Annotated in this window: 21 protein-coding genes; 12 read left to right on the forward strand and 9 right to left on the reverse strand. The window is 62.3% G+C overall.

The window, feature by feature from the left end:
- Positions 1-3: 3 nt before the first annotated feature.
- The gene (locus tag EV286_RS23980; RefSeq protein WP_132959689.1) at positions 4-687 is read right to left on the reverse strand and encodes a GntR family transcriptional regulator; all 684 of its coding nucleotides are present in this window, start codon (positions 685-687) and stop codon (positions 4-6) included.
- A gap of 346 nt (positions 688-1,033) precedes the next feature.
- On the opposite strand from EV286_RS23980, the gene EV286_RS23985 reads away from it, so the two are divergent.
- Genes EV286_RS23985 through atzF form a run of 9 tightly spaced genes read left to right on the forward strand, consistent with a single transcriptional unit; the run spans position 1,034 to position 10,359 of the window.
- The gene (locus tag EV286_RS23985; protein ID WP_132959690.1) at positions 1,034-2,161 is read left to right on the forward strand and encodes a BMP family ABC transporter substrate-binding protein; all 1,128 of its coding nucleotides are present in this window, start codon (positions 1,034-1,036) and stop codon (positions 2,159-2,161) included.
- 19 nt (positions 2,162-2,180) lie between these two features.
- On the forward strand, positions 2,181-3,329 hold the full coding sequence (locus EV286_RS23990) for an ABC transporter permease (RefSeq protein WP_132959691.1): 1,149 nt from the start codon (positions 2,181-2,183) through the stop codon (positions 3,327-3,329).
- Positions 3,329-4,255 (forward strand): ABC transporter permease, encoded by a 927-nt coding sequence (locus tag EV286_RS23995; RefSeq protein ID WP_132959853.1) that lies wholly within the window; start codon positions 3,329-3,331, stop codon positions 4,253-4,255. The genes EV286_RS23990 and EV286_RS23995 overlap by 1 nt, the downstream gene beginning before the upstream one ends.
- Positions 4,256-4,268: 13 nt before the next feature.
- The gene (locus tag EV286_RS24000) at positions 4,269-5,285 is read left to right on the forward strand and encodes a formamidase (protein ID WP_132959692.1); all 1,017 of its coding nucleotides are present in this window, start codon (positions 4,269-4,271) and stop codon (positions 5,283-5,285) included.
- An 11-nt stretch (positions 5,286-5,296) separates the two neighbouring features.
- A complete protein-coding gene (locus tag EV286_RS24005) occupies positions 5,297-5,998 on the forward strand; it encodes an isochorismatase family cysteine hydrolase (protein WP_132959693.1) in 702 nt (233 codons plus the stop codon).
- Positions 5,995-7,545: an ABC transporter ATP-binding protein gene (locus EV286_RS24010; protein ID WP_132959694.1), complete on the forward strand. Its 1,551-nt coding sequence runs from the start codon at positions 5,995-5,997 to the stop codon at positions 7,543-7,545. The genes EV286_RS24005 and EV286_RS24010 overlap by 4 nt, the downstream gene beginning before the upstream one ends.
- The gene (locus EV286_RS24015; protein WP_132959695.1) at positions 7,545-8,213 is read left to right on the forward strand and encodes an isochorismatase family cysteine hydrolase; all 669 of its coding nucleotides are present in this window, start codon (positions 7,545-7,547) and stop codon (positions 8,211-8,213) included. Before EV286_RS24010 ends, EV286_RS24015 begins: the two co-directional genes overlap by 1 nt.
- The gene (locus EV286_RS24020; protein WP_132959696.1) at positions 8,206-8,550 is read left to right on the forward strand and encodes a cupin domain-containing protein; all 345 of its coding nucleotides are present in this window, start codon (positions 8,206-8,208) and stop codon (positions 8,548-8,550) included. The genes EV286_RS24015 and EV286_RS24020 overlap by 8 nt, the downstream gene beginning before the upstream one ends.
- A 3-nt stretch (positions 8,551-8,553) precedes the next feature.
- Entirely contained in the window at positions 8,554-10,359 is a 1,806-nt protein-coding gene (gene atzF, locus EV286_RS24025; protein ID WP_132959697.1) for an allophanate hydrolase, read from the forward strand.
- On the opposite strand, the gene EV286_RS24030 is transcribed toward atzF, so the two are convergent.
- The 3 genes from EV286_RS24030 to treZ form a co-directional block, all read right to left on the reverse strand.
- A complete protein-coding gene (locus tag EV286_RS24030; protein ID WP_132959698.1) occupies positions 10,332-11,192 on the reverse strand; it encodes an endonuclease/exonuclease/phosphatase family protein in 861 nt (286 codons plus the stop codon). The genes atzF and EV286_RS24030 overlap by 28 nt on opposite strands.
- Positions 11,193-11,308: 116 nt before the next feature.
- Positions 11,309-12,772 carry a phospholipase D-like domain-containing protein gene (locus tag EV286_RS24035; RefSeq protein WP_132959699.1) on the reverse strand — a complete coding sequence of 488 codons (1,464 nt, stop codon included), beginning with the start codon at positions 12,770-12,772 and terminating at the stop codon, positions 11,309-11,311.
- A gap of 108 nt (positions 12,773-12,880) precedes the next feature.
- The gene (gene treZ, locus EV286_RS24040; RefSeq protein WP_132959700.1) at positions 12,881-14,728 is read right to left on the reverse strand and encodes a malto-oligosyltrehalose trehalohydrolase; all 1,848 of its coding nucleotides are present in this window, start codon (positions 14,726-14,728) and stop codon (positions 12,881-12,883) included.
- Between the two features lie 284 nt (positions 14,729-15,012).
- Here treZ and EV286_RS24045 point away from each other — a divergent pair, with 284 nt between their 5' ends.
- From EV286_RS24045 to EV286_RS24055, 3 genes are all read left to right on the forward strand, one after another.
- Complete coding sequence (locus EV286_RS24045; protein ID WP_132959701.1) at positions 15,013-15,276, forward strand: DUF2934 domain-containing protein; 264 nt, start codon at positions 15,013-15,015, stop codon at positions 15,274-15,276.
- A 322-nt stretch (positions 15,277-15,598) separates the two neighbouring features.
- On the forward strand, positions 15,599-16,333 hold the full coding sequence (locus tag EV286_RS24050; protein ID WP_132959702.1) for a glutathione S-transferase: 735 nt from the start codon (positions 15,599-15,601) through the stop codon (positions 16,331-16,333).
- A gap of 13 nt (positions 16,334-16,346) precedes the next feature.
- Complete coding sequence (locus EV286_RS24055) at positions 16,347-17,153, forward strand: Ku protein (protein WP_132959703.1); 807 nt, start codon at positions 16,347-16,349, stop codon at positions 17,151-17,153.
- On the opposite strand, the gene ligD is transcribed toward EV286_RS24055, so the two are convergent.
- From ligD to glgX, 5 genes are all read right to left on the reverse strand, one after another.
- A complete protein-coding gene (gene ligD / locus EV286_RS24060) occupies positions 17,150-19,657 on the reverse strand; it encodes a DNA ligase D (protein WP_132959854.1) in 2,508 nt (835 codons plus the stop codon). The genes EV286_RS24055 and ligD overlap by 4 nt on opposite strands.
- A gap of 2 nt (positions 19,658-19,659) precedes the next feature.
- Complete coding sequence (locus EV286_RS24065; RefSeq protein ID WP_132959704.1) at positions 19,660-20,499, reverse strand: Ku protein; 840 nt, start codon at positions 20,497-20,499, stop codon at positions 19,660-19,662.
- 135 nt (positions 20,500-20,634) lie between these two features.
- Positions 20,635-21,129, reverse strand: a complete 495-nt coding sequence (locus EV286_RS24070) for a cupin domain-containing protein (protein ID WP_132959705.1) — start codon at positions 21,127-21,129, stop codon at positions 20,635-20,637.
- A 92-nt stretch (positions 21,130-21,221) separates the two neighbouring features.
- Positions 21,222-22,274 (reverse strand): DNA topoisomerase IB, encoded by a 1,053-nt coding sequence (locus tag EV286_RS24075; protein WP_132959706.1) that lies wholly within the window; start codon positions 22,272-22,274, stop codon positions 21,222-21,224.
- 20 nt (positions 22,275-22,294) lie between these two features.
- Entirely contained in the window at positions 22,295-24,457 is a 2,163-nt protein-coding gene (gene glgX / locus EV286_RS24080; RefSeq protein ID WP_132959707.1) for a glycogen debranching protein GlgX, read from the reverse strand.
- Between the last annotated feature and the right edge of the window lie 90 nt (positions 24,458-24,547).

Below are 24,547 nucleotides of genomic sequence, written 5' to 3' on the forward strand. Positions count from 1 at the left end.
TTGCTAGAGGTAGGATTTCGAATCGGCGGCGAAGATCGCGCTGGCATCGCTGACGATCGAGACATGAGAATAGGCGGCGCCGCCTGCCCCGGCCGCGTCCGCGCGCATCACCGCCGTGACGATGACGTCGTGCTCGTCGTAGGATTTCGCAAGACGACCCGGGATGCGGAATTGCGCCCTGCGGAAAGGGGCAAGACGTACTCGCGTCTGGGTCACAAGATCGTAGATGTGCTCGTTGTGCGCGCCGCGATAAAGGCGGGTGTGGAATTCTGCATTATAGGCAGCATAATCCTCTTCCGCGCCCGCATGTACCAGCCGCATCGATGCGCGGTGCATCGTCTCCAGCGACCGTCGCTCATCCACCGTCATGCGTTCCGCCGAAAGCCGGGCGCAGATCGCCTCCAGCTCCGCCATCGCTTCGAACATCGCGGAAAGATACTGCTCGGTGACGGTCGCGACGACTGCACTGCGGTTCGGCTCGCGCTCGACAAGACCCATCGTGCAGAGCTGCCGCAGCGCCTCGCGCACGGGCGTTCTCGAGACCTCGAAGCGGCTTGCGAGTGATGTTTCCTCGAGACGTTCGCCCGGCAGTATCTCGCCGAGCACGATCATGTCTGCGATTGCCCGGACCATCTGCTCGACGGTCGTGCCTGCACGAATGATCTCTCTTCTTCTGACTTGCTTCACCGCGCGATTCTGCCGGATTACATCACTGTATACAGATGTATCGCGCAGGATGAAAAGTCAATCTTGGATGTAAATGGTTGTAATATCAATGTCAAAGCCGCGAAGCTAATCTGCCTTTCAGGCCCATTGTCCCGCATTGTCTTCCTGTTCATTCACTCTGCATAAAATTTGTACATTGCATTAACTTTGCTCACTTCGGGGCAGAAATGTGCATACAGTTTTTGCCTTTGAAAATCCGCTAAGAAAGAAAATTCAACATAAGCAGTCACTTAACTTTTGGCACGGGTATTGCATGCACTTTATTGTAACCCTTTCGAGCGCGGCTTCCGCCGCAAGGAGCATTCCGATGACCAAACTCCTTCCCATGAATCGTCGTAGCTTCCTCCAGACCTCGGCAGCCGGCGCCCTCCTCGGGCTCGCCCCGTCGCTCCTTGGCTCGCGCGCTGCCGCGCAGGATGCTCTTACTGTCGGCTTCATCTATGTCGGCCCGAAGGACGACTACGGCTACAACCAGGCCCATGCCGAAGGTGCGGCGATCATCAAGGCGATGCCCGGAATCACCGTCGTCGAGGAAGAGAACGTGCCCGAAACCGTCGATGTTCAGAAGACCATGGAGTCGATGATCAATCTGGACGGCGCTACCCTGCTCTTCCCGACTTCGTTCGGCTATTTCGATCCGCACATGCTCGCCATGGCCGCGAAATATCCCGACATCCAGTTTCGCCATTGTGGCGGCCTCTGGCAAGAGGGCAAGAACCCGACAAATACCGGATCCTATTTCGGCTATATCGGCCAGGGGCAATATCTGAACGGCATTACCGCAGGCTATGCCTCGAAGAGCAAGAAGATCGGCTTCGTTGCAGCCAAGCCTATTCCGCAGGTGCTGCAGAACATCAACTCCTTCCTGCTTGGCGCGCGTTCGGTCGATCCGTCGATCACCTGCCAGGTGATCTTCACCGGCGAATGGTCGCTTGCCGTAAAGGAAGCGGAAGCAACCAACGCGCTGATCGACCAGGGTGCCGATGTCATCACCTGCCATGTCGACAGCCCCAAGGTGGTCGTCGAGACCGCTGCCGGCCGCGGTGCTTTCATCTGCGGCTACCATGCCAACCAGAGCCCGCTCGCACCGGAGAAGTACCTGACCGGCGCCGAATGGGCCTGGGGCAACGTCTATACGGACTTCGTCAAGAAGGCCCAGGCCGGCGAACCGCTCGGCAATTTCGTTCGCGGCGGCCTGAAGGACGGCTTCGTCAAGATGAGCCCGCTCGGACCCGGCGTGTCGGATGAGGCACGCGCGAAGTTCGAGGCGACGCTTGCGGACGTGAAGGCCGGCACGTTCTCGGTCTTCAAGGGGCCGATCAATGACAATAAGGGCAACGCGGTCGTGACCGCCGACAAGAGCTTTGCCGAGGACGCGATCGAGCTCGAAAGCATGGATTACCTCGTCGAGGGCGTGGTTGGATCGACGGCCTGATGGCCAGGGAGGCTTCGTCATGACGATCGAGGCGAATGATTCCACCCTCTCCCTGGCCGGCGAAAGACGGGGCTCGCTCCGCCCGATACTCGAGTGGACCGCCCGCCATGCCGAGCCGGTAGCGATAAGTCTTGTCGCGATCCTGATCGGCTTGGCGCTCTTTTCCATCTTCATCCTGGCGGTCGGCAAGTCGCCGGCCACCCTCTTCCAGCTGATGTACACGGGCGGCTTCGGCAGTTGGTTCTCGGTGCAAAACAGCCTGAGTCGTGCCGCGCCACTCCTCCTCACTGCTCTCTGCGTTGCACTGCCTGCCCGCCTCGGCCTCGTCATCATCGGTGGCGAGGGCGCGGTCGTTCTTGGCGGTGTCGCCGCAGCGGCCGCTGCCCTGCCGATCGTCGGCGTCGCTCCCGTATTCCTGACCCTGGTTGTGATGGGGGTGGCCGCCATGGTGGTCGGCGGCATCTGGATCGGCCTTGCCGGCTTCCTTCGCCACTATCGGGGTGTCAACGAGACGATTTCCTCACTGTTGCTTGCCTATATCGCCATTGCGCTGATGAACCAGTTCGTGGAAGGGCCGCTTCGTGATCCGGCAAGCTTGAACAAGCCTTCGACCACGCCGCTGCCGCCGGAATACATGCTGGGCAACATCCCCGGCATGGACGTACATTGGGGTCTCGTTATCGGGGTCGTCGCCTGCATTGCCTCCTGGATATTGATCGAGGTGACGAGCTTCGGCTTTGCCGCCCGCATCGCCGGCGGCAATGTGCGTGCCGCGCAGATCCAAGGGTTGCCGGTGGGAAGGCTGATCGTTGGCTTCACGGCGATTGCCGGGAGCTTTGCCGGGCTCGCCGGCATGATCGAGGTTGCCGCCGTGCAAGGAAGCGCCAATGCATCGCTGGCCGCCGGCTACGGCTATACCGGCATTCTCGTCGCCTTCCTCGCGCGGCAGAATCCGCTGGCAATCATCCCGGTTGCGATCCTGCTTGGCGGCATCGATGCTTCGGGCGGGCTCATCCAGCGCCGCATGGGTCTCCCTGATGCCACGGTGCTTGTGCTGCAGGGGACGCTCTTCATCGTCATCCTTTTCTGCGAGACCTTTTACGGCCGCTTCAAGATCTTCAATCCCGACCTCTGGAAAAGCCCGCAAGCGGCAAAAGGGAGAGCATGATGGAAGAGACAGGCATCGGAATCTGGGGCGTGCCGCTCGCGATTCTCGCCGGAGCCATCCGCGTCTCCACGCCCTTCATCTTCGTCAGCCTTGGCGAGACGATCACCGAGCGCTCGGGGCGCATCAATCTCGGCCTCGAAGGCACGCTCGTCTTCGGCGCCATGACGGCCTATGCGGTTGCGGTCATGACCGGCTCGCCGACATTGGGCGTACTGGCCGCCATGGCGACGGGCTCGATCTTCGGGCTCCTTCATGGCTGGATCTGCAAATGGCCGAAGGTGAATGACATCGCGATCGGCATCGCCATGATGCAGTTCGGGCTCGGCCTCGCATTCTTCCTCGGCAAGCCCTTCATCCAGCCGGTGGCGCCGAAACTCCCTTCAATCCCGCTCGGCAGCTGGTCCGGAGTGCCGCAGGTGCAGGCCGCACTCAACATCAACGTGCTGTTCTTCATTGGTGCGGCGCTGGCATTTGCCCTTTGGTGGGCCTTCAGGAACACGCGCGTCGGCCTCATCCTCCGCGTGGTCGGCGACAGCACCGATGCGGCGCGCGCCATGGGCATCAACCCCGATACGGTGCGACTGCTCGCAACAGCGGTCGGCGGCTCGCTCGCCGCCATCGGCGGCGCCTATCTCTCCCTCTACTATCCCGGCTCCTGGAACGAGGGCATTTCCTCGGGACAGGGGCTGATGGCCGTCGCGCTCGTCATTTTCGCCCGCTGGAACCCGATCGGTTGCTTCCTTGCTGCCCTTCTCTTCGGCGGTGCGGGCGCGCTCGGACCGGCGCTGCAATCGGTCGGCGTCACGCAGGGCTACTATCTGTTCTATGCCGCACCCTACGTGCTGACCCTCGTCATCATGATTGCGACGTCCTCGCCCACCCGATCGCTCGCGGGCGCTCCGGGCGCGCTCTCGCTGACGAAATAGGAGGAGGCTTGCGATGAATGGACTGGGCGGCCTCAACAAGTCGGAGCACGGCGTCGGCATCGGCCTCGTACAGCTGCAGCTTCCCGTTACCGTCACGAAGGCGGATCTTGCCCGCCAGACGCAGGTCATTGTCGATCTCGTCGGCAAGGCGCGGCGCAACCAGCCGGGCATGGACCTCGTCGTCTTTCCCGAATACGCGCTGCACGGCCTCTCGATGGACATCAACCCCGAGATCATGTGCACGTTGGACGGGCCCGAGGTCGCGGCTTTCAGGCAAGCCTGCAAGGACAATGCGATCTGGGGCTGCTTCTCGATCATGGAGCTGAACCCGGAAGGCATGCCCTACAATTCCGGGATCGTGATTGACGACCAGGGCGCGTTGAAGCTCTATTATCGCAAGATGCATCCATGGGTGCCGGTCGAGCCCTGGGAGCCCGGCAATCTCGGGATCCCGGTCATCGACGGGCCGAAGGGCGCAAAGCTCGCCCTCATCATCTGCCATGACGGCATGTTCCCTGAGATGGCGCGCGAATGCGCCTACAAGGGCACGGAGATCATGATCCGCACCGCCGGCTATACCGCGCCGATCCGCGAGAGCTGGAAATTTACCAATCAGTCGAACGCCTTCTGCAACCTGATGGTCACGGCAAGTGTGTGCATGTGCGGCTCCGACGGCACGTTCGATTCGATGGGCGAAGGCATGATCTGCAATTTCGACGGCTCGATCATCGCCCATGGCACCTCGGGGCGGGTCAACGAGATCATCACCGCCGAAGTGCGCCCTGATTTGATCCGCGAGGCCCGCCTCGGCTGGGGCGTGGAAAACAACATCTACCAGTTCGGCCATCGCGGCTATGTGGCTGTCGCAGGCGGAGCGGGCGACGCGCCTTACAGCTACATGCACGACCTGATTGCTGGAGAATACCGCCTGCCCTGGGAGGACGAGGTGAAGGTGACCGACGGCACCTCCTGCGGCTTTGCCAGGCCGACGCGCCGCTACGGCGAGACATTCAAACTTGCGGGTGAATAGGAGACTAGACGATGGACGCCATGGTCGAGACCAAAGGACATTTTATCGACGCCGATCCCTATCCCTGGCCCTATAACGGCGATCTCAGGCCGGAGAATACCGCGCTCATCATTATCGACATGCAGACCGATTTCTGCGGCAAGGGCGGCTATGTCGACCACATGGGCTACGACCTGTCCCTGGTGCAGGCGCCGATCGAGCCGATCAAGAAGGTGCTGACCGCCATGCGCGCCAAGGGCTATCACATCATCCACACCCGCGAGGGGCACCGCCCCGATCTCGCCGACCTGCCGGCCAACAAGCGCTGGCGTTCGCAGCGCATCGGCGCCGGTATCGGCGATGCCGGTCCCTGCGGGCGCATCCTCGTGCGCGGGGAGCCGGGCTGGGACATCATTCCGGAACTCTATCCGCTCGAAGGCGAGGTCATCATCGACAAGCCGGGCAAGGGCTCCTTCTGTGCCACCGACCTGGAACTGATCCTCAACCAGAAGCGCATCGAGAACATAATCCTTACCGGCATCACCACCGACGTCTGCGTCTCGACCACCATGCGCGAGGCAAACGACCGCGGCTTCGAATGCCTGCTGCTGGAAGACTGCTGCGGCGCCACCGACTACGGCAATCATCTCGCCGCCATCCATATGGTGAAGATGCAGGGCGGTGTGTTCGGCTCCGTCTCCAATTCGACCGCACTCGTGAGCCAGCTGCCATGAAAATCGTCCGCGACACGCCCCTCCCCCAGGCCGGCAAGGCCGTCGGCATCGAAACGATCGACATGACGATGCGCTTCGGCAGCTTTACCGCGCTCGATCATGTCTCCGTCAAGATTCCCGCAGGCAGCTTTCATGCACTGCTCGGCGAAAACGGCGCCGGCAAGTCCACGCTCGTCAAATGCATTATGGGCTTCTACCACGCGACTTCCGGCTCGCTCTCGGTCGACGGCCGGGAAGTGGCGGTCCACTCACCGAAGGATGCAGCCACCTACGGGCTCGGCATGGTCTACCAGCATTTCACGCTGGTTCCATCGCTCACAGGCGCCGAAAACCTTGTCATCAACCGCGCCAAGGTGCCTCCGATCATCAATTGGGCGAAGGAGCGTAAGGACCTCGCCGCCTTCATGGAGCAGATGCCCTTCCGCATCCCGCTCGACCGGCCGGTGAGCGAGCTTGCTGCCGGCGAAAAGCAGAAGCTGGAGATCGTCAAGCAGCTCTATCTCGGTCGTTCGTTTCTGGTGCTTGACGAGCCGACCTCGGTGCTGACGCCTGCCGAAGCCGACGAAATGCTGGGGCTCGTGCGTGGCATGACAGAGCGCGGCGAGTTGACCGTGCTGATGATCTCCCACAAGTTCCACGAGGTCACCAAATTCGCCGATGCCGTGTCGATCCTTCGCCGCGGCAAGCTCATGGGCGGCGGCAAGGTCGGCGAACTGTCGACGGCGGACATGGCCGCGATGATGATCGGCGACGTCAAGCTCGCCGAGCTCGATAGCCGCGTTCCCGTCACCGCGGGCGCGAAGCCCGTGCTCAAGGTCGAGCAGGTCAAGGCACCGGACCGCTCCGGCCTGAAGATGATCGAGATCGAGGACCTGACCGTGCGTTCCGGCGAAATCGTCGGCATTGCCGGCATTTCCGGCAACGGCCAGAAGGAATTGACGGAGATCCTGGCCGGCCAGCGCCCGACCGATGCCGGCCGCGTGACCGTCAATGGCGAGACCTATGGCGCGACGCGGCCGGAAACGCGGAAAAACAAGGTCCGTTTCATTCCCGAGGAACCGCTGCACAATGCCTGCGCCCCGCGCATGACGGTCAGCGAGAACCTTGCGTTCCGGACCTTCGATCTGAGGGAGAACGGCACGGACGCAATCTGGCTCAACGCCGGCAAGATGAAGAAGCGCGCCACTGCCTTGATTGCGGATTTCAAGGTCAAGACCGCCTCGTCGTCGTCCCCGATCGCCGCGCTTTCCGGCGGCAACGTCCAGCGCGCCGTGCTTGCCCGCGAACTTACCGGCGAAGTCGACCTTCTGATTGTCTCGAACCCGTGCTTCGGGCTCGATTTCTCCGCGGTGGCCGAGATCCGGGCCCGCATCATGCGCGCCCGCAATGCCGGTGCGGCGGTGCTCCTCCTGTCCGAGGACCTTGATGAGCTCCTCGAAATGTCCGATCGCATCATGGTCATCTCCGAGGGCAGGCTCGTCTACGAAACGCCGGCGCGTTCGGCTGATATCGGCGTGATCGGCGCTCATATGGCAGGGCATCACTGATGGCGGCGATCAAGGCAAAACCCTTCGCCTTCCCGGCAAAGACCGATGAACTGGCGCTGATCGTCATCGACATGCAGCGCGACTTCGCCGAGCCCGGCGGTTTCGGTGCAAGCCTCGGAAACGACGTCAGCCGCATCACGAAGATCGTCCCCGACGTCAAGCGGCTGATCGAAGGTTTCCGCGGTGCTGGCCTCCCGGTCATCCACACGATGGAGTGCCACAAGCCGGACCTCTCCGACCTGCCGCCAGCCAAGCGTGACCGCGGTAATCCCGTGCTCCGCATCGGTGACGAGGGTCCTATGGGGCGCATCCTCATATCTGGCGAACCGGGCACGGCGATCCTTTCCGAACTCGCGCCCGTAGATGGCGAGATCGTCATAGAGAAGCCTGGCAAGGGCGCCTTTTACGCGACCGAACTCGGCGACGTGCTCAAGGAAAGGGGCATCAAGCAGCTGGTCTTTGCTGGGGTCACGACGGAAGTCTGCGTCCAGACGACGATGCGCGAGGCGAACGACCGTGGCTATGAATGTCTGCTCGCCGAGGAGGCAACGGAGAGCTACTTTCCCGAATTCAAGGCTGCCGCCATCGCAATGATCCGCGCCCAGGGCGGCATCGTCGGCTGGACGGCACGGATCGACGACATACTCGAGGGAATTGCCCGTGTCTGAAACAACGCGCGAGAAGCTGACGGACGGTGGCTGGCGGTCGCTCGAGTTCGGACCCTTTCGACAGGGGGTGACAATCCACTGGATCCATCATTTCGACACCGATCAGCCGGGCGTGGCGCTGCTGAAATACGAACCCGGCGCGACCGTTCCCCACCATCGCCACGAGGGGCTCGAAACCATTCTCGTGCTCGACGGCATCCAATGCGATGAAGCAGGCGCCTATGGCCAAGGGAGCTACATCGTCAATGCGGTGGGGACCGAGCATTCCGTCTGGAGCGATACCGGCTGCGTCGTCCTCATCCAGTGGGATCGGCCGGTGAAGATACTGGGGGAATGAGAAATGACGGAAGGACAGGCCTTCGACATTGCCTCCCTGCACGCCGCCTATGCTGCCGGCTGGAGCGTGGCGGAGATGATCGAGACCGCCTTCGCCCGCATCTCGGCGGCAGATGATCCGGGCATCTTCATCCACCTTGCCCGCAAGGACGAATTGCTTGCGGAGGCTGCCGCGCTCGGCGCGTTCGACCCGGTCGCAAAACCCCTTTGGGGCGTGCCCTTCGCCGTCAAGGACAACATAGACGTCGCCGGCATGCCGACCACCGCGGGCTGTCCGGATTTCGCCTTCCGGCCACAGGTCGACGCGACGGTCGTCCGGATTCTGAGGGAGGCCGGCGCGCTCGTCATAGGCAAGAGCAATCTCGATCAGTTCGCGACCGGCCTCGTTGGCGTGCGCACGCCCTATCCGGTTCCCCGCAACGCCATCGACCCCCGCCTCGTGCCGGGTGGCTCGAGTTCGGGATCGGCAGTTGCGACCGCACGGGGCATTGTGAGTTTTGCTCTCGGCACCGATACCGCAGGCTCCGGCCGCATCCCGGCCGGCCTCAACAATATCGTCGGATTGAAGCCGAGCGTCGGCGCGCTTTCGACGACCGGGGTCCTGCCGGCCTGCCGGACGCTCGATTGCGTTTCGATCTTTGCCCTAACTGTAGACGACGCCTGGAAGGTCTTTGCGCTCGCGGCAAGCCAGGATTCGAGTGATGTCTATTCGCGAGCGATGGCCGCGACCGGTTACGGCGTATCGCCTCCGGTCCTGACCGTCGGTGTGCCGGCAAAGGTCGACCGCCGGTTCTTCGATGCCGAGATGGAAGCCGCCTATGAGACGGCCGTGCAAATGCTGGCCACCCTCGGTCACCGGATCGTGGAAGTCCCCTTCGACGATTTTTATGACGTCGCGAACCTGCTCTACGAGGGAGCCTGGGTAGCCGAGCGCTACGCGGCGATCAAACCCTTCTTCGACCTCAGGGAAGCAAGCCTTCACCCGGTAACGCGCAAGATCTATGGCGGAGCGAAGACGCTTTCGGCGGCCGACGCCTTCAACGGCTTCTACGCGCTGCAGGCGCTGAAGAAGAAGCTCGCGCCGCTCATCGCTTCCGTCGACCTGTTCTGCGTACCGACGGCGCCGGCGCACTATAGCCTTACCGATCTCGAAGCCGAGCCGATCCGCGAGAATTCGCGGCTTGGCACCTATACGAACTTCGTTAACCTGCTCGACATGTGCGGCATCGCCGTTCCCGCCGGCAAACGCGGGGACGGCCTACCGTCGAGCGTCACTCTGCTTGCCGCCGCCGGGCGCGACGGACTTCCCGCGTCGCTCGCCCGCGATATGCAGCAGGCCGCTGGAATTTCGCTTGGCGCGACGGGATGGCCACTGCCTGCACCCACGATTGCGCCGGTGCCTCTCCGGGAGGAGACCATCGAGATTGTGGTTGTAGGTGCCCATCTCTCCGGAATGCCGCTCAATGGCCAGCTCCAGACCCTCGGCGCCCGTTTCGACCGCAGCGTTCGCACCCGCAAATCCTACCGGCTCTATGCTCTTGCGGGACAAAATCCGCCGAAGCCCGGACTGATTCGGGTGGAGGACGCACAGGGCGCGGAGATCGATACCGAAGTCTGGCAGCTGACGCCGGAAGCCTTCGGGCGCTTCGTGGCCGCCATTCCCTCACCGCTCGGCGTGGGCACGATCGCGCTTGCGGACGGCAGTTCGGCAAAGGGGTTCCTGGTGGAAGCGGCCGCGCTCAAGGACGCATCTGACATCACCGGCTATGGCGGCTGGCGGTCTTATGTCCGCAGCCTGGCCGCCGCCTGAGCGGCAAGGTCCGCTGCCGTCTCCTCGATCTTGGTGAGATCGATCATCGCCTTGATCGGCAGGTGGTCCGATGCCATGCGCGCCAGTGGTGTGTCGTGGACTTCGACGGTCGAAACCAGACCTCTGCGGTTGCCCATGATGCGGTCGAGCGCCAGCACGGGCAGGCCCGATGGAAAGCTCGGTACGGCGGGCGGCAGCGGGCCGAACACCGTCTGGAAGGTATTGAGCGAGGAGCGGTCGCCGAGCCGCCATTCGTTGAGATCGCCGAGGAGCACGGTCGGCGTCTCGTCCTTGCTGCCGAGGATGTCGACGATCATCCGTGCCTGCTGCGCGCGCGAACGCCGAAGAAGACCGAGATGCGCGGCGATGATTCTCAGCGCTCCGCCGCTCTCTAGATCGATCTCGGCAACGAGCGCGCCACGCGGCTCCAGCCCGGGCAGCTTGATCTGGTGCACGTCGCGCACCATCCCTTTCTTGAAAAGGACGACATTGCCGTGCCAGCCGTGGGCCTTGTTGACGCCCGAAAGGGGGACCGGCGTCAGCCCCGTCTCCCGCTCCAGCCGGCCGAGATCGAGCAGCCCCATTCGCTCTCCGAAGCGCGTGTCGGCCTCCTGGAGGGCGATGACGTCGGCATCGATCTCGTGGATGACGCGGCTCGTGCGCTCGGGATCGAAACGACGGTCCGCGCCCACGCATTTGTGCACATTGTAGGAAGCGATGAGCGTTCCAACCTTGGCGCTGCCGCGCGGCGCATGACTCGTTTCCGGCCGCCTTCTTCTCTTCTTGAGCGAAGCAAGGATGTTAGCCGGGATACTGTCCTTCTTTTTGTGCATCAACGCCGCCGACCGTTTGCCGCTTCCGAAACCATGAAATCCGCGTCAACCCAACATATAGGCAGCATCCCGGAACCTGCCATGCCCCTCGCACAATAGAGTAAGAGCTCGGGGCCTCAAAGATAGGGCGAACCAAGCCACAGGATTTTCTCGACGAGCCTTATCGGGAAGGGCCGCGCCCTCAGCTCCTCGAGATTGACCGGTTCTGCCGAAGCCATGGCGTCGTCGATATGCGAGGCGATCCGCCCCGCGAACTGCTCGTCGAGGACTTCCAAGTCGACTTCGAAATTCAGCCGCAACGATCGCGGATCCAGGTTGGATGAGCCGACATAGGCCCACGCGCCGTCGATCACCAGCAGCTTCGAATGGTTGAACGGGCCCTTGGCCCGCCAAATGCGGCAGTAGTTCTTCAGGATCTGGTCGAACTGTGCGGTCATGGCTCGATCGACGAGCGTCAGGTTGTTGGCGGCGGGAACCACAATGTCGACCTCCACGCCACGCCGGGCAGCGGTGACGAGCGCGCTGATGAGCTCGCGGTCCGGCAGGAAATAGGGCGACATCACGCGGATGGAGGTGCGCGCGACGGAAAAGGCACCCATCAGCATCTTGTGGTTCGTTTCGACGCTGCGATCCGGCCCGGAAGCGACGATACGCATCAGGACCGGCGCTCCTGCCTCGGTGCTGGGTGGGGCGATCTCCCAGCCCGGCCCGTTCAGGAGTTCCTTGGCGGCAAAGCGCCAGTCTTCGGCAGCGGTGCTGAATAGCCCGGCGACGGCGGGTCCCGTGACGCGGAAATGCATGTCGCGGGCATAGGCAGGTCCGGCGACCTCGTAGGTGAAGCCTTCGCGGATATTCATGCCGCCGGTCAGGGCGACGCGGCCATCGACCACCAGGATCTTTCGGTGGGTGCGCAGGTTGGCATAAGGCAGCCGCAGGCCCATGATGACGTTTCCATTGAAAATGTCGACCGGCACTCCGCCGTCGCGCAGATAGCCGAGGATGCTCGGCACGGAATAGCGGGCGCCGACCGCATCGATCAGAACGCGTACGTTGACGCCGCGCTTGACGGCCGCGATCAGTGCATCGGCTATCCTCTGGCCGATCTTGTCGCGGTCGAAAATATAGGTTTCCAGGATCACGCTGCGCTCGGCGCTCTCGATCGCGGCCTTCATCGCCGCATAGGCTTCGTCGCCCGACTTCAGCATCTCGACCGTGTTTCCCGTCGTCATCGGTCGGTACGCAACGCGGTCGCCGAGCGTCTGCAGGGCAGCGAAACGGCCGCCATATTTCGCGAGCACGTCTTCTGAGGCAGCCTCGTAGCCGGTGAGGTCGCTGCGTGGACCTTTTTCGAAGAGGCCGTTGCGCTGCAGGCTGAGCGATGCCCTGCGGATTCGGTTGATCCCGGCAATGGCATAAAGCACGGCGCCGACGATCGGCGACAGGATGATGACGCCGACCCAGCCGATTGCGGCGCGAACCTCCTCCTTCGTCATTGCCGCATGGATCGCCGCGACGGCTCCCATCGCGATCGAGATTGCTGCAAGGATATGCGGCCAATAGACAAGGATGAGGTCGATCATGGCGCGGAGTATAGCCGCGGTCCTGCAAGGTTCAATGCCACCGCGGAACACCCACAGGATGTATTGTCGATTGAACGGGTGGCGACCTAGCTGTAGGCCGGGCCTCCGTCAGCCGCTGCCCGCGGCGTTGCCAGGATCGATCGCAAAGAGAACGGAATGGCCGGCAAGCTTGCCGCTTCTCATTTCCGACTCGGTCACGTCAGGCCGATGGAAGATCACCGCGCCTTCGAAAGGCGGCGCGCGTCGCGGCTCGGTGCCGAGGTTCGCGCGTAGTTCCAGCGTCCAGTCGCCAAAGGTCCAGGAGATCGCGAGAATGCCGTCCGCGGCTTCAAGCGTCTTCGTCTCCACCTCGCCACGCCAGGAAAGCAGCGGGACGATGTAGCGCTGCCGCAGCTTCGCCAGATCGCCGACCAGGCCGAGCCATTTGCGGCCGTGAGAGGAATTCAGCTTGTCCCACCGAAGCTTGGAATTCTCGAATGTCGCCGGATCGTTCGGGTCCGGCAACTCAGATTCGGACCGGCCGTTTGCCAGTCCGCCGAAGCCCTGGGCCTCCTTGATGCGACCCTTCCGGACCGCCTCGCCGAGCTCGCCCTGATAGTCGGTGAAGAAAAAGAAGGGCTGCGTCTCCCCGAATTCCTCGCCCATGAAAAGAAACGGTATGTGCGGCGAAAGGAACTGGATCGCCGTCAATGCCTCCACCATTTCCGACTCGGCAAGTGAAAGAAGCCGTTCACCGAAGGCGCGGTTGCCGACCTGGTCGTGGTTCTGCAGGAAGTCGATGAAGGCGGTCGGCGGCAGAAGGTTCTCCTCGCCTTCGGATGCCTGCCGCTCGTTGCCCGACGCATCGATGTCCGGAAAGATGAAACCGTAACGCAGCGCCAGTGCCAACTTGTCCCATGTGTCGGCCGAAAATCGCGCATAGTGCCCCTTCTTCTCGCCAGTTGCGATGACATGGGCAACGTGGTGAAAATCGTCGTTCCACTCGGCGGTGAACCTGCGGGTCTCGCCGTCCGCTTCGCGCTGGAGCAGGCTCGTCATGTTGCGCTGATCCTCTACCACGAGATGGACATGGCGATCGGGAAGCCTTGAGCGCACCGTTTCCGCGATGTCGCTCAGCACGTGTCGGGCAGACCTGTCGTGGATCTGCTCGACGGCGTCGAGCCGAAGTCCGTCGAGATTGAATTCGCCCGTCCAGTACAATGCGTTCTCGATGAAGAACGCGCGGACCTCTTCCCTGCCAAAATCGATGGCAGCACCCCAGGGTGTCGCTTTGCCCTTGCGGAAGAAGCGCGGCGCATAGCGGTGCAGATAGTTCCCGTCCGGCCCGAAGTGATTGTAGACCACGTCCAGCAGCACCATGATGCCGTGTCCGTGCGCGGCATCGATGAAGGCCTTCATGTCGTCGGGCGTGCCATAAGCCGGATGCGGCGCATAGTGGAGGACGCCGTCATATCCCCACCCGCGTGCGCCGGAAAAATGCGCAACGGGCATGACCTCCAGCGCGGTGATGCCCACTTCGGCAAGATACGGTAGGCGGTCCATCGCAGCACGAAAGGTCCCTTCCGGCGTGAACGTGCCGATATGAAGTTCATAGAGCACGGCCTCCTCCCACGGCCTGCCCAACCAGTTCTTGTTCTGCCATGGATAAATCGGGTCGACGATCCGGGAAGGTCCGTGGACATCGGCGGCCTGCGCACGCGATGCCGGATCGGCTACGGCGAGCCCGTCAGAAAGGACGAACATGTACTCGTCGCCGCTCGCGACACCCGGAACCTCGATCTCGAACCAACCGCCTCCAGATTGCCTCATCGGCCGGTCCTCGCCGCCGAGCCTGAGCTTGATGTCGGTTTCAGCCGGAGCCCACAGCCGAAAGCGGACTCGATCGCGGGCCGTGAAGGTCGCGCCCCAGTTCCCGGCGATGCTGCGATGTCGGTCGATATCCAGGACTGTTGCCATGCGCTTTGCACCCTTTGCGCTGGTGGACTGTCGCCCGAGCAGGCCGATGCCCGACGGTCTGCTACGGAAGCGGAAAACTGCCCAGTCGTCGATTGGTTCCCTGCCGGGCGGTAAGCGTCCGCCCGTTTCACACCCCTATAATAGTGCTTGTGCACACAACGGTCTTCGCACATGCAAATATTCGACGTTTCTGGTGCATTTCCTCTTGAACCTTGGGTGAACCTCTGGAACGATCACCGCATTCCAGAGTTCATAATCCGGCAGTTCCCCACTGGAGGTCGACGATGGCAGAATCACGCGAAGAGTGGATCAAGAAACGGGCATACGCTCTCTGGGAAAAGGAGGGGTATCCGACCGGCCGTGACTTTCATCATTGGGAGCAGGCCACCAAGGAACATGATGCGCTGAAGAATTCCGCGGCGTCTGTTGACGGCAAGGAAATCAAGGCCAAGGTCATCCGAAAACCGCGGGTGGCGGCGGCGACGACCACCAAGACGGCAACCTCCGCGGCGCCGAAGAAGACCACGCGCAAAGTCGCTAGCAAGTAACGCCAGGAAACGGCCATCATCTGGGTGCGGTCGGCACGTCTGACCGTCCGGTCATCCTGTGTGTCTCAAGACGCTCGAGCTACGCGTTGACGTAATAGTTCGCGTGGCTGCCGGCGGCTCTGCGGGCCGCGCACTCGTCACTTTCGGCCCGTCCGGAACCTTTCGATGCGAAACGGGTTAGGCTCGATTGCAAGCGCGGTGCTTCAAACTCTAAATCAGCCGTGCCGGCCGGAAGCTTGGAACGGCCGAAAGAACTTCGGCTTGGAGCCGAAAGGTTAAAGGATCTGCGCGGCGTTGCAGACTGCGCAAGGGGGCAGTGAACATGCCGTATGAACTTTACTACTGGGACGGCATCCAGGGTCGCGGTGAGTTCGTCAGGCTGGCGCTCGAGGAAGCGGGTGCCGACTATATCGATGTGACCCGCGACAAGGAGGGAGGCGGGACCGACCGCATGATGAAGATCATGCAGAGCCGGTCTGATCCGCTCGTCCCCTTCGCACCGCCCTTTCTGGTCGACGGCGAATTGCTGATTCCGCATGTCGCCAACATCCTTCTGTATCTCGGCCCGAAGCTCGGCCTCTCCCCGGCCGATGAGGCGCAACGTTTCGTGGCAAACGGGCTGCAGCTGACGATCACCGATCTTGTCGCCGAGGCGCACGACACCCATCATCCGATCGCCGGCTCGCTCTACTACGAGGACCAGAAGGAGGAGGCGAAGGCTCGCGCCGCCGAATTCATCGTCTATCGCATCCCGATGTTCCTCGGCTATTTCGAGCGCGTGTTGAAACAGAACCCGGCCGGGCCGGATCATCCCGTCGGCGACGGCCTGACCTATGTCGATCTCTCGCTTTTCCAGGTGGTCGAGGGCCTTCGCTATGCCTTCCCGAAAGCGATGCGTCGTACCGAAAGAGAATGGCCGGCACTGATCGCGCTTCACGACGCGGTTGCTCGACGTCCCAATATTTCCCGCTACCTGGAATCCGAACGCAGGCTCCCCTTCAGCGAAGCGGGGATCTTTCGCCACTATCCCGAGCTCGAGGCCCATCTCGACCCCTAGGCAGGAGGCCGCCATGGCCCGGCAGAAATTCTGGAAAGGCTACTTGAAGCTGTCGCTGGTCACGGCCGCCGTTTCGCTCGTTCCCGCCACAACCGAAAGCAACAAGGTGCGGTTTCACGTTCTGAACCGCAAGACCGGCAATCGCGTCGAAAGCCGATATCTAGACGCCGTCACCGGCAAGCCCGTTTCCGAGAAGGACGAGGTGAAGGGCTACGCCCGCGGCGAGGATGATTACGTGCTGCTCGAGGACGATGAGATCGAGGCGGTCGGGCTCGAAAGTACCCGCACGATCGACATAGACACATTCGTGCCCCGGGATTCGATCGACTGGATCTGGTACGACAAGCCGCATTTCCTGACGCCCGATGACAAGGTTGGAACCGAGGCCTTTTGCGTCATTCGCGATGCGATGGAGGCAAACAAGGTCGTCGGTATCGCCCGGTTGGTGCTTTACCGGCGCGAACATGCCGTGCTCCTGGAACCACGGGAGAGCGGCATCATCCTCTGGACGCTGCGCTATGGCGGCGAGGTGCGCAACATGCCCGAGGAGGCGCTCGAAGCCGACACGAAGGCAGATGCCAAGATGCTTCCGCTGATGAAGGAGCTTATCCAGGAGCGTACGCGCAAATGGAGCCCTTCGATGGTCAAGGACCCGATCCAGAAGCGGCTGAAGGACATCATCAGGGCCAAGCAGAAGGGGCAGGCGAAGGTCGCACCGAAGCCACGACCGGAACCTGCGCCGACAGGTGGCAATGTCGTCAGCATCATGGATGCATTGAAGAAGAGCCTTGCCGAGCGCAAGAAGTCGAAGCCGCGCTAGCTTAGTGCCTTCTTCGGCGCAGCAAGAGGTTCGGCCGCCTTGAAGAAGCCCTCCCACGGATCGCTCGCAAGCGCCTGGATCCGGGCAGGCGTGTTGTCGACGGTAAAATAGGCGGGGCCGATCTTCTCCGTCAGTTCCTCCCAAGCAAGTGGCATGGAGACGGCGGCACCGGGCCTCGCCCTTGTCGAATAGGGCGCAACGGCGGTATTGCCGCGGCCGTTGCGCAGGTAGTCGATGAAGATCTTGCCGCTTCGCTTGGCCTTGGTCGCCGTCGCCAGATATTTGTCGGGCTCGTCGGCCGACATGGAATCGGCGAGCGTCTTGGCGAAGGCTTTCACCGCCGTCCAGTTGGCCTTGGGCTTCAGTGACGCGACGACGTGCAGACCCTTGCCGCCGGAGGTCTTGACGAATGAGGCAAGGCCGGCGGCTGCGAACCGTTCCCTGATGTTGATCGCCGCAGCGATAACGGCGGGCCACTCGACATCCTCGCCGGGATCGAGATCCATGGTGATCATGTCCGGCTTTTCCCAATTGTCCGTCGTGGTGCCCCAGGGGTGGATTTCGAGGACAGCCGCCTGCACGAGCGCCGTCAACCCATCGAAATCCATGATCCGCAGCAGCTTTTCCCCAGCCTTGTCCTTGGGGTCGGTTATCTGTTCGATATGGGGATTGATGCCCTTCCAGGCATGCTTCTGGAAGAAACGCTGCCCGGCGATGCCGTCGGGGCAGCGCAGAAGGGCGAGCGGCCGGTTGACGATGAACGGCGCCATGTGCCGCCAGACCTGCGCGTAGTAGTTCGCGAGCCCTTCCTTGGTCACCCCTTCCTCCGGCCAGTAGATCCGGTCGGGATGGCTAAGCTGCACTGCCGATTTCGGCAGGTTTTTCGACGGAGACGTCTCCATTTCCCGAACGACCTTTCTCGCCGGCTTGTCTTCCCTCAGGCCCCGGAAGGCCGCGTGGCGCAGGTTACCATCGGCGGACCATGCGCGAAACTCGACCTCGCAGACAAGCTCAGGCTTGACATAGACCAGAGCGCGGCGTTCCTCGGCCGTCAGCCGGTCGCCGAAGGGGCTGTCCTTCTGCTCCATTGCGGAAAGCCGGCCGTAGAGCTCCGTCGCCACCGCAGTGGAAAAGCCGGTGCCGACGCGTCCGACATGCCTGAGCTTCCCGTCCTCGTAGACACCGAGAGCGAGCGAGCCGATCGCACCCTTCATCGCCGTCGATGGCACATAGCCGCCGATGACGAACTCCTGGCGGTCGGAACATTTCGACTTGATCCACTGGCCACTCCGTCCCGACACATATTTGCTGTCGCGCTCCTTGGAGACAATGCCTTCCAGGCTAAGGCGGCAGGCATGGGTCAGCACCAGCCCTCCGTCGTCCTCAAAGTGCTCGCTGTAGCGCAGGCAGGGAGCGGCATCGGCAAGCAGTCCTTTCAGCGTCGCCTTCCGGTCGATCAGCGTGGCGCCCTGCAGGTCGTGGCCGTCGAGATAGATGAGGTCGAAGCCGTAGAAGACGAAGCGATCGCTACGGCCCGAGCTCAGGTCTTGCTGGAGGCTTGAGAAATCGGACGCGCCGTTGTCACGCTCGACAACGATCTCGCCGTCGATGATCGCCTGCTCTGCCGGCAGCGAGGCCATTGCCTCCACGACGGCCTTGCCGAACTTCTCCGTCCAGTCGAGGCCGCTGCGCGTGAGCAGCCTGACGTTGCCATGCTCGATATGCGCCTGAAGCCGGTATCCGTCGAACTTGATCTCGTGAACCCAGCGCTCACCGGCCGGCGGTTTCGGCTTGAGTTTGGTGAGTGCCGGTTCGATGAAATCCGGCATCGCCGCCTTCTTCGCACCCTTTGGAAACTGCGTCGCCTTCGCGGCAGGCGCTGCCTTCTTCCGAGCAGTCACGGTCGCCTTGCCCTTCGGCTTGGAATTCCACACCTTGTCCGGATCCTCGGCGACTTCTTCCAGGCTGCGCCCGGTCTTTGCCGAGTCAGGGAGCTCTTCGAGAATGTCGAAACCGTCGTGCCGGGCCTCGGCGTCGTCACCCTTGATCAACAGCCAGTTCTCGCGCTTTTCGCCTTCGCGCGGCTGCATGCGCACGAGATGCCAGCGCCCGTGCAGCTTCTCTCCATCGAGTTCGAATTCCAGGTGGCCCTTTGCATAGCCTTTCCTGGGGTCGCCGATCGGTTTCCACGTGCCGCGATCCCAGACTATGACGGTTCCGCCGCCATATTGGCCCTTCGGAATGATGCCTTCGAAATCGCCATAGTCGAGCGGATGGTCCTCCACATGGACGGCGAGACGCTTGTCCTCGGGATCGAGACTTGGCCCCTTCGTCACCGCCCAGCTCTTCAGAACGCCATCCATCTCGAGCCGGAAATCATAGTGCAGCCGGGTCGCGTCGTGCTTCTGGATCACGAAGCTGAAGCCCTTGCCAGGTGCCTTCGCGCCTTTCGGCTCCGGTGTCTTCTTGAAATCCCGCTTGGACTGGTAGGTCTCGAGCGCCATGGTCAACTCGCCTTCTTCTGCCGGCTATCCTTGTTACGGGCCGGTTTCTTGGGCGCCTTGGTGGTGGCGCCGAGTTTGGCGCTCTCCCGCAGCGCCTCCATCAGGTCGATGACCTTGCGTTCGGCCCGCGGCCGCTTCTTGCTGACCAGCCGACCTTCGATCTTTGCCCGCACCAACTCGACGAGGGCCGCTTCATAGCGATCCTCGTAGGCGGCAGGATCGAAATTCCCGAGCTTCGTCTTGATGATGTGACCGGCGAGGTCGAGCATCTCACCCGTTACCCTGACGTCGCCGATCTGTTTGAACGCATCGCGGGCTGAACGCACCTCGTAGTCGAAGTTGAGCGTCGTCGCGACAAGCTCGTCCCCGTGCGGGCGGATCAGCAGCGTCCGGTAGCGCCGGAAGAGCACGGCGCGGGCAAGCGCTGCCACCTTCTTCTGTTGCATGGCCTGCATCAGGAGCCCAAGCACCTCTGCCTGCACATCGTCGGCCGGTGCCAGATAATAGGGCCGGTCGAAATAGAGCTTGTCGATGTCGTCGTACGCGATGAAATCCTCGATCGTCAGCGTCTTGTCGCCATCGGGAGCGGCGGCCGCGATCTCGTCGCCCTCAATCATCAGATAATCGCCGCCCTCCTGCCGGAACCCTTTCACTTGGTCGTCGCGGCCGACGGGCTCGCCCGTCTCGCTGTCGACGAACTGGCGCTCGACGCGATGGCCGGTCCTGCGGTTGATGATATGGAAGGAGAGGCGTTCGGACGAAGAAGTCGCCGAATAGAGAGCGATGGCGCAGCTGAGCTCCCCGACCTTCAGATATCCCTTCCAGCTCGCGCGCGCTGCCATGCAGATTGCTCCGGTTGGGTCGCCTGCGTCCCTTGGCCCTGCTCTTACGTAGAGTTAGTCGGGCGGCTGTCCCCGACAAGGGTTCCAACTATCCGTACGCAGAAATGTTCCGCGCGAACTTCTGGACGGCCTTCGCTAGCGCCAGATCTCGGTCAGCCCGCCGCTTCGTCCCGTAACGGGATCGGTCGCCGGCGCGGGCAGCGTACGGATGCTGCGCAGTTGTTCCGGCGTGGCTGCCTCGTGGCAGAGATCCCGGTCCTCGCCGGGCGGATAGCCGCCGACGACCAGCAGATCCGGGCTGACGCTCAGTCGGCAGTGGCCGGTGCCTGCCGGAAGGATGGCAACATCGCCCGCATTCACTTCGACTTCGGCGCCGCCTGGTCCTCCGAGCATCAGCCGCACGGTGCCTCTCGCAAACCCCAGCACCTCATGGGCGTTGGAATGATAATGATGGAAGGGGAAGACACCGTTGCGCCAGAACATTCCCCAGCCGTTGCCGGCAAAGTGCAATTCGAAGCCTTTGGCCATGTCAGCTGTGCCGTCGAGTACCGCGCGGTACAAGAGCACGGGAAAGTTGGGATTGTTCGGCATCCAGTCGTTCCGCTCGAACCGGATTTTCTGGGGTTCCATGACCGCCTCCCGCGCTCGTTGGTCCATTGTAGCAGGTGTCTTGGTTCGGTCTCCGTCCATCAGTCCGGCCCGGACGATTCCCGGCTCCTTTCTCAGGATGCCTTGCGTAGCGCGGGCGCGCTTGCCATGGGCCTCGCCTGCCGGGTCAGGAAATCGAGAAGCCTGGCTTCGTCGGCCCGCAGCCCGCGCGATTGCCCGCCCGGCAGTTCCATGTCCCGGGCCGTGTCGGCGATGTCTTTTTCGGCAAGTGCGATGATTGCGGGGTGAATGTAGCTGGAGCGGCAGATCGCAGGGGTATTGCACAGGGTGCCCGATGCGGCCTCGGACATTTCCTTCACGGTTGGCTGTCGCCCGGCGGCGACGGCGTTGCGGGCAGCGCCGAAGGCTGCGAGCGATCCCGCCCATGTTCGGAATGTCTTGGCGGAGATCGCAACGCCGGAGATTTCCGCGAGATAGGCATTCAGCCGGCCGGAATCGATCGGCCTCAGCGCTCCGGCCTCGTCCTTCCAGACGAAAAGCTGACGGCCCGGCAGGTCAGCGATCTCCTCGAGGATCTTCTGCAGCCGCGGATGCTTGAGGCTGCGCTGCACCCGCTTGCCACCCTTCGCACGGAACTTGAGTTCGATGCGGCCGTCAACCAGCTTGAGATGCCGCTTAAGCAGCGTGGTGGCGCCATAGGTGCCGTTTTCCTTGACATAGGCCTGGTTGCCAACGCGCAGGTGTGCCTCGTCGAGCAGTGTGGTGAGGGCTGCCAGAATGCCGTTGATGTCTTCCGTCCCGGTATCGAGATGGCGCAGGACCGTGCGACGGATCTTCGGTAGGGCGTCACCGAATTCGGCAAGCTGGTCGAATTTCGCGACGCTGCGAAGGACCTGCCAGTCGCGATGATAGCGATATTGCTTGCGCCCGCGGGCGTCGAAGCCCGTCGCCTGCAGATGGCCGTTTTCATGAAGGCAGATCCAGACGTCCCGGTAGGCCGGCGGCAGGCCGAGCGATGCGATACGCCTCCGCTCCTCCGGGTCGCCGAGAAGCGTGCCGTCCGGCATGCTGTAACAGAACCCCTTGCCCTTCCGATGGCGGCGTATGCCGGGTTCGGTGTCGCTCACATAGATCAGGCCCTGTGCGGCAATAGCGTCTGCGTTCATGGCAGCTTCGTCCCGGTGGCTCATTTCTCCTTGCGGCCGAACTGGAACCACTTGCGGCGACCGGCGCTTGCCTGTTGCTTCGCAATCTTCAATGGTTCGGCAATACCCTGCGGGGCAAAGGCGGCCACGCTGGCGCCTCGGATCCTGACCGGATTCGTCTCCTTGCGAAGAGTGAAGCCGTCCTCTTCCGCTGTATCCAGCACGCGCGACCACTCGCTGAAGCCATTGGCTTCAGGCAATGTGAACTCACAATCGTCACCCGCATTGAAGACGAGGAAGATGTCGTCCATCGCGTCGGTCTCGAGGGCATGGACGCTCCTCGACAGGAATACTCCGAGGATGCGCAGTCCGTCGTCGTTCCAGGCGTCGTCATCCATGAAGTCGCCGTCGGGCTTGTGCCAGGCGATTTCGATGCGCCCTTCCTCGGTGCTTTCGCCGGTCAGAAAACGCTCTTGCCTGAGCACCGGATGTGCCTTGCGGAACGCCACAGCCTTGCAACAGAAGTCCAGGAAGGGGTCGTCGAGACCCGACCAGTCCGTCCAGCCGATCTCGTTGTCCTGGCAATAGGCATTGTTGTTCCCGCCCTGGCTGTTGCCGAGCTCGTCGCCGGCGAGGATCATCGGCACGCCTTGCGAAAGCATCAGCGTCATCATCATGTTGCGGCGGCGGCGGGCGCGGGCGGCGTTGATGTCCGCATCATCGGTTGCGCCTTCTGCCCCCATGTCGTCGGAATGATTGTCCGAATGGCCGTCGCGATTGTCCTCGCCGTTCGCCTCGTTGTGCTTGTCGTTGTAGGAAACGGTGTCCATCAGCGTAAAGCCGTCATGAGCCGACAGCAGGTTGACGGAGGATGTCGCACCACGGTCCGAATGGTTGAACTGCAGGGCCGAGCCGGTGATGCGCGACGCCATGTCCGGAACCATTCCGCCGTCACCTTTCCAGAAGCGGCGGACATCGTCGCGGAACTTGTCGTTCCATTCGCGGAAGGGATGGGGAAAGCCCCCGACCTGATAGCCGCCCTGCCCGACGTCCCAGGGCTCGGCGATGAGCTTGACGCCCGCAAGCATCGGATCCTGGCGGATTGCGCCGAAGAAGATGCCCTGCCGGTCGAATTCAAGGTCCTGGCGACCGAGCGTGCTGGCAAGATCGAAGCGGAAGCCGTCGATGTGCATGACGCCCACCCAATAGCGCAGGCTGTCGAGCACCATGCGCATCACCATGGGATTGGCGACGTTCAGCGTATTGCCTGTGCCTGTGGTGTCGAAGGTGTGGCGCGGATCGTCCTGCGAGAGAATGTAGTAGCTCGCATTGTCCAGCCCGCGGAAGGAGAGCGTCGGCCCCTTCTCGCTGCCTTCGGCGGTGTGGTTATAGACCACATCCATGATGACTTCGATGCCTGCGGCATGGAACCTCTTCACCATGGTCTTGAACTCGGTGATCTTGTCGCCGGACATGTAGCGCGATTGCGGCGCGAAGAAGCCGAGCGTCTGGTAGCCCCAGTAATTTCTAAGCTTCCTTTCGATCAAATAGCGGTCGTCGAGGAAATACTGGATCGGCAGCAGCTCGACCGCCGAGACGCCCAGTTGCAGCAGGTGATCGACGATAGGGTCGCTGCACATGCCGAGGAAGGTACCGCGCAGTTTTTCGGGCACCTTCGGATGTGTCATCGTCAGGCCGCGCACATGCGCTTCGTAGATGATGGTCTCGGTCCATGGCCTGCGGATCGCCTCTTCACCGGCCCAGTCGAAATCCGGATCCTGCACGACGCCCTTCACGGTGAAGGGCGCACTGTCTCGCTCGTCGAAGGAAAGGTCGTCCTCGCCAATCTTGTAGCCGAACAGCGCATCGTTCCATTTGAGCTCTCCCAGCACCTGCTTGGCATAGGGATCGAGCAGCAGCTTGTTCGGGTTGAAGCGATGGCCGGCCTTCGGCTCGTATGGTCCGTGGGCGCGATAGCCGTAGACCGTTCCGGGCCCCACGCCCGCTATATAGCCGGACCAGATGTCGCCCTCGCGCTTCGGAAGCGGCAGGCGCGCAATCTCCTTCTTGCCGTTCTCGGAGAAGAGACAGAGCTCGACCTGTTCCGCGTGGGCGGAGAAGACGGCGAAATGTGTTCCGGATCCGGTGTATTCGGCGCCGAGCTCCGGCTTCATGAAGTCGAGTTCGGAAAAAGAAAAACTCATCGTCGTCTCGCCCTTGGTCAACCAAGCGAAAACGAAGTGGTCATGGGAAAGTTCCGTGGAGACGAACCTATTTTGACAGGCGCTCGTCTC

Origin of the sequence: Rhizobium sp. BK251 (assembly GCF_004345245.1) — a bacterium.
Classification (GTDB): Bacteria; Pseudomonadota; Alphaproteobacteria; order Rhizobiales; family Rhizobiaceae; genus Rhizobium.